This window comes from Streptomyces sp. NPDC001933, assembly GCF_042890955.1.
Classification (GTDB): Bacteria; Actinomycetota; Actinomycetes; order Streptomycetales; family Streptomycetaceae; genus Streptomyces.
In genome coordinates this window covers 270,830-284,430 of record NZ_JBIASS010000001.1, presented here as the reverse complement: position 1 = coordinate 284,430, position 13,601 = coordinate 270,830, and the positions used below count along the sequence as shown (strand labels likewise).

Below are 13,601 nucleotides of genomic sequence, written 5' to 3'. Positions count from 1 at the left end.
ACGGTTCGCACGGCGGAGACCGGGCGAACTCGGTGTGCCAAGGGGTGAAGGCGGACGTCAGGCGGCCGTGGCCGCCTGCTTGCGGGTCGACACGATCTGGTCGACGAGACCGTAGGCGAGGGCGTCCTCGGCGGTCAGGATCTTGTCGCGCTCGATGTCGTCGCGGATCTTGTCGATCGGCGTGGTGGAGTGCTTGGCCAGCATCTCCTCCAGCTGGGTGCGCATCCGCAGGATCTCGTTGGCCGCGATCTCCAGGTCGGAGAGCTGCTCACGGCCGGTCTGCGAGGACGGCTGGTGGATCAGCACACGGGCGTTGGGCAGCGCCATCCGCTTGCCGGGCGTACCCGCGGCGAGCAGCACGGCCGCGGCGGAGGCCGCCTGGCCCATGCAGACCGTCTGGATGTCCGGCTTCACGAACTGCATCGTGTCGTAGATCGCGGTGAGCGCGGTGAACGAGCCGCCGGGGCTGTTGATGTAGATCGAGATGTCCCGGTCCGGGTCCATCGACTCAAGGCACAGCAGCTGCGCCATGACGTCGTTGGCGGAGGCGTCGTCGATCTGCACGCCGAGGAAGATCACGCGCTCCTCGAAGAGCTTCGCGTACGGGTCGTACTCACGCACGCCCTGCGAGGTGCGCTCCACGAAGCGCGGCACGATGTAGCGGTTGTCCACCTGCGGGCCGGTGTAGAGGCCGCTCGCGGAGGCGCCGGGGAAGTTGTTCATGTGGGTGTTCACCATCCTGGTGGCGTTCTGTGGCTGGGTGTCTCGGCGTACGAGAGGTGCGCGGGGCGGTGGAGCCGGATCCGGTGACCGGATCAGGCGCCGGTGCCGCCGCCGCCCGGAACGCCCGATGCGATCGTGATGATCTCGTCGATGAGGCCGTACTCCTTGGCCTCCTCCGCGGTGTACCAGCGGTCGCGGTCGCCGTCGCGGATGATCGTCTCGACGGTCTGGCCGGAGTGACGGGCGGTGATCTCCGCCATCCGCTGCTTGGTGCGCAGCAGGTACTGGGCCTGGATCTTGATGTCCGAGGCCGTGCCGCCGATGCCGGCCGAACCCTGGTGCATGAGGATGTCGGTGTTCGGGAGCGCGAAGCGCTTGCCCGCGGTGCCGCCGGTGAGCAGGAACTGGCCCATCGAGGCCGCCATGCCCATTCCGATGGTGACGACGTCGTTCGGGATGTACTGCATGGTGTCGTAGACCGCCATGCCGGCCGTCACCGAACCGCCGGGGCTGTTGATGTAGAGGTAGATGTCCTTCTCGGGCTCCGCGGCGAGAAGAAGCAGCTGCGCGGTGATCTTGTTGGCGATCTCATCGTCGACCTGCTGACCGAGGAAGATGATGCGCTCGCCGAGCAGCCGGCTGTAGACCTGGTCACCGAGGCCTCCACCGAGGGACGGCTCTCCGGCGGCGTAGGGCATCAGATTCGTCACGTATCCACCTGCTCGTCTCTGACGGCTCCGGCCGTCTCAGCGTCTTCGTACCGGGTGGGCGGGGGCTCCCCTGCCCTTCCTATTCATGGACCCTAACGCGCAGGTAGGACAACGCCATCCCGCTTCCGCAACTGTTCGCTGGGAGCGCAAGCTCCGCAGTCCGCACAAGGGTTGTGGGGCACCGTACGCCATACGGCGACGGGCTCCGGACGCACATGCGTCCGGAGCCCGTCGTTCGGGTTCAGCGCGAGGCTCAGGCCTCGTTCTTCTCCTCGGCGGCCTCGGCGGCGGCGTCGGCCGCGGCCTCGGTGGTGCCCTCGGCGGCCTCGACGGCCTCGATGGCCTCCTCCACCACGTCCTCGTCGTCCTCCAGCTCGACGACCTCGCCGTTGGTGTCGACGACCTTGGCGGCCTCGACGACCACGGCCAGCGCCTTGCCGCGGGCGACCTCGCCGACGAGCATCGGCACCTGGCCGCCCTCGACGACGGCCTGGGCGAACTGGTCGGGGCTCATGCCGGAGGAAGCAGCGCGCCGCATGAGGTGCTCGGTGAGCTCCTCCTGGTTGACGTTCAGCTTCTCCTTGTTGACGATCTCGTCCAGGATGAACTGGGTCTTGATGCCCTTGATCGCCTGCTCGGAGGTCTCGGCGTCGAACTCCTCGACCGTCTTGCCCTGGATCTCCAGGTACTTGTCGAGGGTCAGACCCATCTGACCGAGCTGGTGGTGCTCCAGGTTGTGCTTGCGGGTCTGGACCTCGTCCGCGAGCAGCTTCTCCGGGATCGGGACCTCGGCGAGCTTGAGCAGCTCGTCCAGGACACGCTCCTGGGCCTGGGTGGCCTGGTCGTACTGCTTGGTGTTCTCCAGGCGCTTGCGGCTGTCCGTCTTCAGCTCGTCCAGGGTGTCGAACTCGCTCGCCATCTGGGCGAACTCGTCGTCCAGCTCGGGGAGCTCACGGGCGGCGACGGTGGCGACCTTGACGGTGACCTCGGCCTCCTTGCCCTCGGCGGAGCCACCCTTCAGCTCGGAGGTGAAGGTGGCCTCGCCACCCGCCTCCAGGCCGGTGACGGCGGCGTCGATGCCGTCGAGGAGCTCTCCGGAACCGATGGTGTACGAGACACCCTCGGCCACGCCGTCCTCCAGGACCTCGCCGTCGACCTTGGCCTGCAGGTCGATCGTCACGACGTCGCCCTCGGCGGCGGCGCGCTCGACCGGGCTGGTGGAGGCGAAGCGCTCGCGGAGCTGCTCCACGGCCTTCTCGACGTCCTCGTCGCTGACCTCGAGGGCGTCGACGGTGACCTCGATGCCGGAGTAGTCCGGGATCTCGATCTCGGGGCGTACGTCAACCTCGGCGGTGAAGGCCAGCAGCTCGCCGTCCTTCAGCTCGGTGATGTCGACCTCGGGCTGACCGAGGACGTTGAGCTCACCCTCGTTGACGGCCTCGGTGTAGAACTTCGGGAGGGCGTCGTTGACGGCCTCCTCCAGCACCGCACCGCGGCCGAAGCGCTGGTCGATGACCCGGGCAGGGATCTTGCCCTTGCGGAAGCCCTTCACCGTGACCTGCTGGTTGATCTTCTTGTACGCCGCGTCGAGGCTGTCCTTGAGCTCCTCGAAGGGCACCTCGACAGTGAGCCGAACCCGGGTCGGGTTCAGGGTCTCCACGGCGCTCTTCACGGTTCGGTCTCCTTGTGGCTGACTTCTTGGGGTTCTGCTCCACCGCACTGGAGGCGGCTTCGCGGACCGAGCCCGGTACATCAGACACACGGGCACGCATTTTGCATAGTAACGGCAAGGAGTCGGACTCCCACAATGCGATCTTGCCCGTGGTCTGCGATCTTGCGGGTGGTCCCTGGATCTTGCTCGTGTGGTCCTGAGATCTTGCCGGTGGTCGGGGTGGCCGGATTCGAACCGACGACCTTCCGCTCCCAAAGCGGACGCGCTACCAAGCTGCGCCACACCCCGTCGGTGCGACACGTAGGGTACATGCAGTCAGGCAGTGCATCGGCCGCTTTCCGCGGGTGGCACCGGACGTGACACCGGGTGGCCGCAATCGGGTGTGCGGGCAGCCTCCGCGACCCGCTACGATGCTTCACGTGCCGCCGGTCCCCGGACCTGCGGTGCGGCTTTGCGGGCGTAGCTCAATGGTAGAGCCCTAGTCTTCCAAACTAGCTACGCGGGTTCGATTCCCGTCGCCCGCTCCATGCTTGGGCCCGGTCCGGCGAATTCCTCGCCGGACCGGGCCTTTTGCGTTCCGTATGAACTGCGCCGGTCCGCCGCCCGTGCCGGAGCGCGGGCGGCGGACCGGACTCAGAAGGAGATCTGGTTGATGGTCTCCGCTATCGAGTTCATGAACCTGGTGATCGACGGCGCCATGCCGGTCGATGCCAGGAAGAAGCCGAAGAGCGCCGCGACGATCGCCGGCCCGGGCTTGATCGAGCCGCCCCGGATCAGGACCACCAGGATGATCGCCAACATCAGCACCACAGACAGTGAAATGGCCACGACTGATCACACCCTTGGTCGGTCCGCCTTGCCGGCCCGGAGGTGTGCGGCCGAGCACTCCTCCGTCCCGTCCATCGTGCCACCAACTCCCCTGTGGTCGCTGCCGGGTGACGGATCGAAGTGGCGGGATCTCGCCATCCTTGCGCCCCCCGCGCGCATCCGGGGCGCACGACCGCACGAGGGGTCGCACACGGCTCCGCCCATGCCCCGCAAGTCCGCGAGCGGTGTTCCGCAACCCTGTGTGCGAGCTGTGAATCACACATTCACAATGGCTCACGAATGTGACGGTTTCCATATCCACACACTTCATTCACATGCAATTCCCAGGCCCGAGTGCGATTAAATTCACGCCGCCCAACAGGCTGCCGATATGCGCCATTTAAGGTGGATGAATCGGTGCATAGCGGGCGGTTGCCGGTGGTTTCGCTTTCGATTGGACAGGAACACAAGGCAGGATCGAGCGATATCCCCGAGCGGTTTTACGAATTGCAATCGGGGCGTCTAAGGTGCATGAGATGTTCCACGCTCCGAACGTATTTCAGAGGGCCCCGCTCCCATCGGCGACCCGGGAGCCGGAGCCCAGACACCGAGGGACGACCGCCACCGCTGCACCCCCCGCACCGGTGGCGAACAAGCCTCCGGCCTCCGCACCGGCGAAGCGGCGTGACGCCTACTTCGACAACGTCAAATATCTGGCCATCGTGCTCGTCGCGGTGGCGCACTCATGGGAACCGGTGATGGACGGCAGCCGGACCGCCCGGGCGCTGTACATGGTGGCGTACACCTTCCACATGCCGGCGTTCATCATCATCTCCGGCTACTTCTCCCGCTCCTTCGACATGTCCGCCGCGAAGGTGAAGCGCCTGGTCACCGGTGTCGCCGTGCCCTATGTGGTGTTCGAGACGGCGTATTCGCTGTTCAAGCGGTACGCGGACGACACGGCCGACCGGTCGATCAGCCTGATGGACCCCTGGTACCTGACGTGGTTCCTGATCGCGCTGTTCATCTGGCGGATCACCACGCCGCTCTGGCAGGCGCTGCGCCATCCGCTGCCGGTTGCGCTCGTCATCGCCGTGCTCGCCTCCTTCTCCCCGACGATCGGCGACGACCTCGATCTCCAGCGTGTTCTGCAGTTCCTGCCGTTCTTCGTGCTGGGACTGCGGCTGAAGCCCGAGCACTTCGAGCTGGTGCGCCGGCGCGAGGTGCGGATGCTCGCGCTGCCGCTGTTCGCCGGGGCCCTGCTGTTCGCGTACTGGGCGGCGCCCCGGATGCAGCTGGGCTGGTTCTACCGCAGCAACAGCGCGCAGGAGATGGGCGCCCCGTGGTGGTCCGGTGCCGTGATGACGCTGGCGATGTTCGGCTGCGCGCTGCTGCTCACCATCGGGTTCCTGGCCTGGGTGCCGCGCCGCCGCATGTGGTTCACGGTGCTCGGCACCGGAACGATCTGCGGCTATCTGCTGCACGGCTTCCTGATCAAGGGGGCCGGGTACGCCGGGGTGTTCGACGTCTACGACTGGCTCTCGGCCCCCGCCGGGCTGGTGCTCGTCTCGGTGGTCGCGGCCGCCGCCGTCACGCTGCTGTGCACGCCACCGGTGCGCCGGGTACTGCGCCCGGTGACGGAGCCGGACATGGACTGGGCGTTCCGCCGGGCCTCGGCCCGGCTCTGAGCCCGGCCGGTCTCCGGGCCGATCCGGTCTCCGGTCCGGGCCCGGCCGGGAAGTTGATCAGTCCTCCGCCGTGTTGGCTTGAACCGATTGCTCGGCGGGCGGTTCGCCCGGTGTGAGCCCCAGCAGCGCCCGTACCTGCGCATACTTCTCGGTCAGCCGGGTACGGGTCGCCGGTTCCAGCACGGCGAGGCGGGCCGGGTCCGCGTTGTGCGCCAGGTCGGACTCCTTGATCAGCAGGGCGCCCGGGGTGTCCAGGATGCGCCGGGTGTACGAACGAAGGTCCTCGCCGTCACGTCTGCTGACGGCGAGGACCATGTCCTTCACCTGCTGCGGTAGCGCGGCGTCGGCCAGCCACCGCTCCGACAGCGCGTCGTCCTCGACCGCGTCGTGCAGCCAGGCCGCGGCGATCTGTTCGTCGCTGCCGCCCCGGATCCGTACCTCATCGGCGACGGCGGCGAGGTGTTCGGTGTACGGGCGTCCCGCCTTGTCCCGCTGTTCGGCGTGGGCCTCGCGGGCGATCGCCTCGACCTCGGCCAGGGTCAGGTGTGTCTGCGGCTCGGGCATGGCCCGACTCTACGGACGGGCGGCCTTGCCGCGCAGGGCGGCCCGCGCCGGGATCAGGGTGGCGGCGAGGCCGAGGCCGACGGTCGCGGCGACGAAGCTCCCGTACAGGACCGGCGGAATGTACGGGGACTCGCCCGTCAGCCCCCTCATCATCGGGAAGAGCGTGGCCATGGCGATGGCGGTGCCGAGCGCGGCGCCGGCCACCGTGACCAGCAGCGCCTCCCAGCGGATCATGCCCATGACCTGACGTTGGGTGGAGCCGACCAGGCGCAGCATGGTCAGTTCGCGGCGACGGTCCAGAACGGTCATCACCAGGGTGTTGACTGCGGCGATGGCGGCGAATCCGCCGAGCACCGCGGCCATGACGGTGTTGGCCCAGGCGTTGAGCTCGCGGTCCTTGTCCTGTGCGGCGGCGTAGCCGGAGGCGTCGGTGACGGTGCCGAGCGCGGTGAGCTCCTGTGCGGCGGCGGGGGTGGCCCGTACCAGGATGTCGGAGGCGTACGGCGAGGTCATGTGGTGTTTCAGGTCGGCCGCGGGGAGCGTGACGAGGCTGGTGCCCAGGCCGCGTCCGTAGACCGCGACGACCTCCGGGGTCGCCTTGGTGCCGTCCGGCAGCCGCAGGGCGAGCCGGTCGCCGGTGCTCAGGTCCGCCGAGTCGGCGAGCGTGGTGTCGACGGCGACGGTTCCGGGCCGCAGGGCGGTGAGGGATCCGGTCCTGACGTCGAGGTCCTGGACCTCTCCGAGGTCCGTGCCGGAGCCGATGACGCCCTGTGCGGAGGCGCTCTGCAGCTCCACGCCCCCGCCGCCGGGCACCAGTACGGAACTGCGGAGCAGTCCGACGGCGGTGGAGACGCCGGGGGTGGCGGCGGCCCGTTCGGTCGCGTCGGAGGCGAGTGGGGCGGGGGCGGTGACGATGTGGTCGGCGGTGATGGCGTCGCGCTGCTGGTGTGCGGTGACCCGCTCCTGGCTGGTCTGCATGAAGACGAGCGTCGACGAGAAGGCCATGGCGAGCACGATCGGGGTGATCGCGGAGGCCAGCCGGCGTGAGTTGGTGAGGGAGTTGGCGGCGGCCAGCGATCCCGACGCGCCGGTGGCGCGCAGCGGGAGGCCGATGACGGCGGCGCAGATCCGGGCGATCACCGGGCCGAGCAGCCCGACCGCGAGCATGAAGAGCATGACGATGCCGAGGGCCGCGTTCGCCGAGTCGTCGCCGGACGTGGAGGCCGCGACCTTGGCGAGGACCCCGCCGCCGACGAGGGCGGCGATACCGAGCGGGGTGCGGATCAAGCCGACCGGGGCGCGTTCGACGGCCGACTGGGCCAGGGCGAGTCCCGGTTTCATCTTCGCGGGGCGCCGTGCGGCGAGGTAGCCGGCGCCGAGCGCGGTGAGCATGGTGGTGGCGGCCGCGATGGTCAGCGGCAGCCAGGAGATGTGCAGGGTCACGCTGTCGAGCACCGCTCCCCGGTCCCGGAGCTGGCCGAACCACCACTTGGCCAGGGCAGTTCCGGGCAGGCAGCCGAGCGCCCCGGCGATCGGGGCGACGAGCAGGGACTCCGTGGCGATGGTGCGGCGCAGCTGGCGCGGGGTGGCGCCGATGGCGCGCAGCAGGGCGAATTCGCGGCTGCGCTGCCCCACGGAGAGGGCGACCGTGCCGGCGGCGGTGAAGACGGCGACCATGGTGGCGACGCCGCCGAAGGAGAGGCCGAGTCCGAGCAGGAGTTCCTCGGTGCTCGCGAGGGCCGGGGTCTCGACGGTGCCCCGGTCGTCTCCGGTGTGGACCCGGGCGGTGGCGGTGTGGCCGACTGCCTCGCGGACCTGGCCGGCGAGGGTGCCGGTGGCGGTGCCCGGTCCGGCGAGCACGGCGATGGCGTCGACCCGGCCGGGGTGGCCGGAGAGCTGTACGGCCTGCCGGTCGGCGAACCAGACGGTGGCGTCGGTGCCGGTGGTGCCCGACACCCGGAACTCCCGTACGCCCGCGGGTGTGTCGAGGGCGATGGTGTCGCCCACCCGGCTCCTGGTCCCGGCCGGGACGACGGCCTCGCCGGTCGTGGGCGCGTCGCCGGTGAGCAGCCGCGTACCGGTGAGGGCGGTGGAGCCCCAGCCGTGGGCGGTGAGGGGGGTGCCGTCCTGTCGTACGGAGTAGCCGACGTCCCCGATCGCGGTGGCGGCGCCGGGGGCCGAGGCGGCCTTCGCGACCAGGGATTCGGGCAGCCTCGCGGTGTCCGGGAGGAGTACGTCGCTCTCCTCCGCGCTGTCGCCGCTGCCGGACTTCAGATGGACCTTCTGGTCGGCGGCGACCACCACCGGGGCCTTCGCGTAGCGGTCCGGGGGTACGGACGCCCGCACGCCGCTCTCCGTCAGGATGCCGCAGGCACAGACGACGGCCGCGGCCAGCAGGAGCGCGACGAAGGTCCCGATGAACGACGAGGGCTTGAAACGGACGGCCGCGCGGGCGAGGCCGTTCGGGGCGTGCGGGATGAACATCAGGCTGCTGCTCCGGCGTGGGCGGGCGCGGTCCGTGCGGTCAGTGCGGCCATCCGGGCGGCGATCTCGGCGGCGCCGGCGCGCGGCAGGCGGTCCACGATCGCGCCGTCGGCGAGGAAGAGCACCTGGTCGGCGTAGGAGGCGGCCGTCGGGTCGTGGGTGACCATGACGACGGTGGCGCCGAGGCCGTCCACCGCGTTGCGGAGCAGGGCGAGGATCTCGGCGGCGGTGGTGGTGTCCAGGGCTCCGGTCGGCTCGTCGGCGAAGACCACGTCGGGCCGGGTGACCAGGGCGCGGGCGACGGCGACGCGCTGCTGCTGGCCGCCGGAGAGCTCGCTGGGGCGGCGGCGGCCCTTGTCGCCGAGGCCGACCCGGTCGAGCATCTCGGTGGCTTCGCGGCGGCCGCGGGCGGAGCCGGTGCGCTGTCCGGCCAGGCGCATGGGCAGGACGACGTTCTGCTCGACCGTCAGGGACGGCAGCAGGTTGAAGGCCTGGAAGACGAAGCCGAGGCGGGTGCGGCGCAGTTCGGTGAGCCGGTTCTCGCTCATGCCGGTGATCTCGGTGCCGCCGAGGCGTACGGAGCCCTCGGTGGGGCGGTCGAGCCCGGCCGCGCACTGGAGGAAGGTCGACTTGCCGGAGCCGGAGGGCCCCATGACGGCGGTGAAGCTGGCGCGCGGGAGGGCCAGGTCGATGCCCCGCAGCGCGTGGACGACGGAGCCGCCCCGGCCGTACTGCCTGCGGACACCGCGCAGTTCGACGGCGAGGTCCGCGGGGACGGGCCCCTGGTGGAAGTCCGCCGGGTACTGACTGTCCTGCGCGCGCTGCCGGGTGCGTCGCAGCCCCATGATGTCCGCCTTCCGTTGCTCGACGGCCGCTTCTTCGACCGTGATTCGAAGCTACGGATCAGGGGTGGGCCGGGAACATGGCGGCTGCTGGCGGATCGGGGGTGGGGAAAACCCCAGGTCCGCTCCGGGGGAAGGCGGATCCGGGCAGGTCACGGCGGGGCTTGGGGCCGGTGCCCGGAGAGGGGGCACAGTTGCAAGGTCAATCGTTCGGTAAACTAATTACTGACGATTCCTTGACGTTCTCTTGACCTGACGAAGGACTGGGCTCATCGGACACGCAGACACGCTCATCGCCATGGGCGGCGCCTTCCTGGCCGCCGCCGTTCTCGCCCGCGTAGGCAGCCGCATCGGGCTGCCGACCATCCCCCTGTTCATCCTGGCCGGAATCCTGCTCGGCCCGCACACCCCCGGGATCGTGCTCGTCGCCGACCCGCACGAGCTGGAGATGCTCTCCGCGCTCGGTCTGGTGCTGCTGCTCTTCTACCTCGGTCTCGAATTCCACCTCGACGACCTCAAGGCCGGCGGCCGCAAGATGCTCATCGCGGGCTCCGTCTATCTGGCACTGAACGTCGGCGCCGGGCTCGCCTTCGGTTTCGTGCTGGGATGGGGCACCTCGGAGGCCCTCGTCCTGGCCGGGGTCATCGGGATCTCGTCGTCCGCCATCGTGACCAAGATCCTGGTCGACACGAAACGCCTGGCCAGCCCGGAGACCAAGACGATCCTCGGCATCATCGTCGTCGACGACATCTTCCTCGCCCTCTATCTCGCCGCACTGCAACCGATCCTGTCGCGCTCGGACAGCCTCGCCGCCGCGGTGCTCGACGGGGGCAAGGCGTTCGGCTTCCTGCTGCTGCTCGCGCTCACCGCCCGGTTCGGCACGAAGCTCATCAGCAAGCTGATCCACACCTCGGACGACGAACTGCTCGTCATCTCCTTCCTCGGCGCCGCCGTGTTCGTGGCGGGGGTCTCCGAGTGGTTCGGGGTCGCGGACGCGATCGGCGCCTTCATGGTGGGTCTGATGCTCGGCAGCACGACATCGGGCGGGCGCATCCTCAAGCTGGTCCACCCGCTGCGCGACGCCTTCGGGGCGATCTTCTTCTTCGCCTTCGGACTCTCCATCAACCCCGGCGATCTGCCGGGAGTGATGTGGCCGGTGCTTGCCGCCGTCGTGCTGACCGTGGCGATGAACATCCTCTCCGGCATGGTCTCCGCACGGGTCTACGGCTTCGGCCCGCAGGCCGCGGCGAACATCTCCACCACCCTGACCGCCCGCGGCGAATTCGCGCTGATCCTCGCCACGATGGCGGCCGGCGCCGGGCTGGACGAGCGGCTCCCGCCGTTCATCGCCGGGTACGTGCTCGTCCTCGCGGTCCTCTCCCCGCTGGCGGCCGGGCGCTCGCACTGGCTGGCCCGCATCCTGCCCGGCGGGCGGGGCCAGGACGGGAACAGCGGTGACAGCGAGGCCGGGAAGCTCTCGGTCCCGGCCTGAGCCGGCCCCCTCGGCGTTCCGGGTACGGGGAGACGGGCTTCGGCCCGCTCGCCCCCGTACCCGGAGGCGCCGGTGCCGCGCGGCTCAGGACCTGCGCGACAGCAACAGCGCGGTCAGGACCCGCGGTTCAGGACCTGCGCGACAGCAGCAGCAGCGCCCGGTCGTCGTTGACGTCCTTGGCGCACGCCTCGATCAGGTGCCAGGCCGCGCCCTCGAAGCCGGTGGCGACATAGCGGTCGGCCTCGCCGGTCAGCCGGTCGATGCCCTCCGCGATATCGCGGTCGGACGCCTCGACCAGGCCGTCCGTGAACAGCATCAGCACGTCGCCGGGGGCCAGAGAGCCCTTCACGGCGTCGAACTGCGCCCCGTCGTACACCCCCAGCAGCGGCCCCTCGGCCGCCTTCTCCTCCCACTGGCCGCTGCCCGAGTGGAGCTGGAGGGCGGGCGGGTGTCCGGCCGACAGGAGTTCGTAGTCGCCCGATTCGAGGTCCAGGACCAGATGGATCGAGGTGGCGAACCCCTCGTCCCAGTCCTGGCGCAGCAGATAGCCGTTGGCCGCCGGCAGGAAGCCGTGCGGGGGCAGCGAGCCGAGCAGCCCGCCGAAGGCCCCGGACAGCAGGAGGGCGCGGGAGCCCGCGTCCATGCCCTTGCCGGAGACATCGGTGAGCACGGCCTCCAGGGTCCGTCCGCCGTTGGTCCGGGCGGCGACCACGAAGTCCCCGGAGAAGGACTGCCCGCCCGCCGGGCGCAGCGCCATCTCCCGGTGCCAGCCCTGCGGCAGCCGGGGCAGCGCGCTCTGTACCCGGATGCGTTCGCGCAGGTCGAAGAGCATGGTGCCGCCGCGCCGCCACGGCACCCCGACCCTGGCCCGGAACTGGGCGAGGACCAGCCCGAAGAAGCCGCAGGCCGCGACCACCAGGACGATCCCGGGGGTCACCCGGGCCGGGCCGTCGCCGTACGGCCCCAGCGCGAGCGACTCCACGATCAGGGCCGTGGCGGCGGTCGCGTACAGGCCGAGCAGGCTGGCCGGGCGCAGCAGCAGGCCGCCCGCGACGATCGGCAGGACGAGTGCGGCCGGTGAGCACCACACGGCGTTGAACAGGGTGGCGCAGGTGATGGCCGGAATGGTGAGCAGCAGACCGGCCAGCGCGATCCAGTCCGAGCCGTCGCCGCGGAAGTAGTCGACCCCGGACTTGCGCAGCGCGATGCGTGCCCGGTGCGCCGATTTCCGCAATCGGGCCGGGTACGTGTCTGCTCCTGCGCGACGGGCCATTGCGGGGACCTTATCTACCCGGCCGCCCGAGGTGCAGGGGGACCCCGTGACAATGCGTTCGAAATCGGGTCGCCCCGCCGCCCTGCCCCCTGGTAGGCATGGCCCATGACTACTGAGCTTCGCGTACTGCGTCCGTCCGAATGGAACCAATGGTTCGGGTGTCTGGAGCTGGCGTTCGGCGGAGACGGGGAGACTCCCGAGGAGCGCGAGCTGTTCGAGCAGCTGACCGAGCACGAGCGGTCGCTCGGCATCTGGGACGGTGACGACGTGGTCGGCACGGCGGGGGCGTTCAGCTTCCGGGTCGCGGTGCCGGGCGGGGCGCTGGTGCCCGCCGCCGCGATCACGATGGTGAGCGTCGCCGCCACACACCGCCGTCGCGGGCTGCTTACCTCGATGATGCGCCGGCAGCTGGACGACATCCGCGCGCTGGGCGAGCCGATCGCCGTCCTGACGGCCTCGGAGCCGGTGATCTACGGCCGCTTCGGCTACGGCGCCGCCTCGCGGCAGATGTCGCTGACGATCGAGAAGGACCGGATCCGGCTGGACGTGCCGCCGGGCACGGACGAGGTGCGGCTGCGCCACGCGAAGCCGGACGAGGCGATGGCGGCGTGCGAGAGCGTGTACGAGCGGCTGGTCTCCGGCCGTCCCGGCGTCCCGGTCCACGGGCCCGGCTGGGAGCGCAAGCCCATGGTCGACCCGGTCTCCAGCCGGCAGGGCTCCTCGGCGCAGCAGTGCGTGCTGGCGGAGCGGGACGGGGAGATCGTCGGCAATGTGACGTACCACATGAAGCCGGAGTGGGAGCCGGCCGGCCCCAAGGGCACCGTCGTGGTCAACGACCTGGCCGCCCTGGACCCGGCGGCGTACGCGGCGCTGTGGCGGTTCGTCTTCGACATCGACCTGATGACGACGATCGTGGCCCGCAACCGTCCGGTCGACGACGCGGTGCTGCACCTGGTGTCGGACGTGCGGCGGTGCAACATCCGGGTCCGCGATTCGCTCCACGTGCGCATCGTGGAGCTGGGGGCGGCGCTGGAGGCCCGGTCGTACCGGGGCCCGCTGGACGTGGTGTTCGAGGTGGAGGACGCGTTCTGCCCGTGGAACGCGGGGCGTTGGCGGCTCACGGCCGACGCGAAGGGCGCCGCGACGTGCCGGCGGACCGAGGACGCGGCCGATCTGGCGCTCTCGGTACGGGAGTTGGGCTCGGCGTATCTGGGCGGCGAGTCGCTGAGCTCGCTGGGGCTGGCCGGGCGGGTACGGGAGCTGCGGGCGGGTGCGCTGGCGGAGGCGTCGTCGGCGTTCCTGTCGGACACGGCGCCGTGGCTGCCGCGGGGGTTCTAGGACGGACC

Annotated in this window: 11 protein-coding genes and 2 tRNA genes; 4 read left to right on the top strand and 9 right to left on the bottom strand. The window is 70.3% G+C overall.

What is annotated here, in order from left to right; all coding sequences use genetic code 11:
- Positions 1-57 precede the first annotated feature (57 nt).
- From ACFYY7_RS01195 to ACFYY7_RS01180, 4 genes are all read right to left on the bottom strand, one after another.
- Complete coding sequence (locus ACFYY7_RS01195; protein ID WP_323185784.1) at positions 58-738, bottom strand: ATP-dependent Clp protease proteolytic subunit; 681 nt, start codon at positions 736-738, stop codon at positions 58-60.
- Positions 739-815: 77 nt separating this feature from the next.
- Positions 816-1,421 (bottom strand): ATP-dependent Clp protease proteolytic subunit, encoded by a 606-nt coding sequence (locus tag ACFYY7_RS01190; protein ID WP_177328013.1) that lies wholly within the window; start codon positions 1,419-1,421, stop codon positions 816-818.
- Between the two features lie 265 nt (positions 1,422-1,686).
- Positions 1,687-3,105 carry a trigger factor gene (gene tig / locus ACFYY7_RS01185; RefSeq protein WP_388655589.1) on the bottom strand — a complete coding sequence of 473 codons (1,419 nt, stop codon included), beginning with the start codon at positions 3,103-3,105 and terminating at the stop codon, positions 1,687-1,689.
- A gap of 211 nt (positions 3,106-3,316) precedes the next feature.
- Positions 3,317-3,393: transfer RNA gene (locus ACFYY7_RS01180), tRNA-Pro, on the bottom strand.
- A 165-nt stretch (positions 3,394-3,558) separates the two neighbouring features.
- Here ACFYY7_RS01180 and ACFYY7_RS01175 point away from each other — a divergent pair.
- A tRNA-Gly gene (locus tag ACFYY7_RS01175) sits at positions 3,559-3,632 on the top strand.
- Between the two features lie 106 nt (positions 3,633-3,738).
- Here the strand turns inward: ACFYY7_RS01175 and ACFYY7_RS01170 are convergent.
- A complete protein-coding gene (locus ACFYY7_RS01170) occupies positions 3,739-3,933 on the bottom strand; it encodes a hypothetical protein (protein ID WP_266733056.1) in 195 nt (64 codons plus the stop codon).
- Between the two features lie 515 nt (positions 3,934-4,448).
- Between ACFYY7_RS01170 and ACFYY7_RS01165 the strand changes: the two genes are divergently transcribed.
- Entirely contained in the window at positions 4,449-5,600 is a 1,152-nt protein-coding gene (locus tag ACFYY7_RS01165) for an acyltransferase family protein (protein ID WP_388655587.1), read from the top strand.
- A 57-nt stretch (positions 5,601-5,657) separates the two neighbouring features.
- On the opposite strand, the gene ACFYY7_RS01160 is transcribed toward ACFYY7_RS01165, so the two are convergent.
- From ACFYY7_RS01160 to ACFYY7_RS01150, 3 genes are read right to left on the bottom strand one after another with little or no spacing between them, the layout of a single operon-like run.
- Positions 5,658-6,164: an HD domain-containing protein gene (locus ACFYY7_RS01160; protein WP_388655585.1), complete on the bottom strand. Its 507-nt coding sequence runs from the start codon at positions 6,162-6,164 to the stop codon at positions 5,658-5,660.
- 9 nt (positions 6,165-6,173) lie between these two features.
- Positions 6,174-8,648: an FtsX-like permease family protein gene (locus ACFYY7_RS01155; protein WP_388655583.1), complete on the bottom strand. Its 2,475-nt coding sequence runs from the start codon at positions 8,646-8,648 to the stop codon at positions 6,174-6,176.
- The gene (locus ACFYY7_RS01150; RefSeq protein ID WP_388655581.1) at positions 8,648-9,493 is read right to left on the bottom strand and encodes an ABC transporter ATP-binding protein; all 846 of its coding nucleotides are present in this window, start codon (positions 9,491-9,493) and stop codon (positions 8,648-8,650) included. Before ACFYY7_RS01150 ends, ACFYY7_RS01155 begins: the two co-directional genes overlap by 1 nt.
- A gap of 295 nt (positions 9,494-9,788) precedes the next feature.
- Here ACFYY7_RS01150 and ACFYY7_RS01145 point away from each other — a divergent pair, with 295 nt between their 5' ends.
- Positions 9,789-10,982 carry a cation:proton antiporter gene (locus ACFYY7_RS01145; RefSeq protein ID WP_388655579.1) on the top strand — a complete coding sequence of 398 codons (1,194 nt, stop codon included), beginning with the start codon at positions 9,789-9,791 and terminating at the stop codon, positions 10,980-10,982.
- 127 nt (positions 10,983-11,109) lie between these two features.
- Here ACFYY7_RS01145 and ACFYY7_RS01140 read toward each other — a convergent pair whose 3' ends face one another.
- A complete protein-coding gene (locus tag ACFYY7_RS01140) occupies positions 11,110-12,255 on the bottom strand; it encodes a PP2C family protein-serine/threonine phosphatase (RefSeq protein WP_266733045.1) in 1,146 nt (381 codons plus the stop codon).
- Positions 12,256-12,360: 105 nt separating this feature from the next.
- On the opposite strand from ACFYY7_RS01140, the gene ACFYY7_RS01135 reads away from it, so the two are divergent.
- Positions 12,361-13,593 carry a GNAT family N-acetyltransferase gene (locus ACFYY7_RS01135; RefSeq protein WP_383710171.1) on the top strand — a complete coding sequence of 411 codons (1,233 nt, stop codon included), beginning with the start codon at positions 12,361-12,363 and terminating at the stop codon, positions 13,591-13,593.
- Positions 13,594-13,601 lie beyond the last annotated feature (8 nt).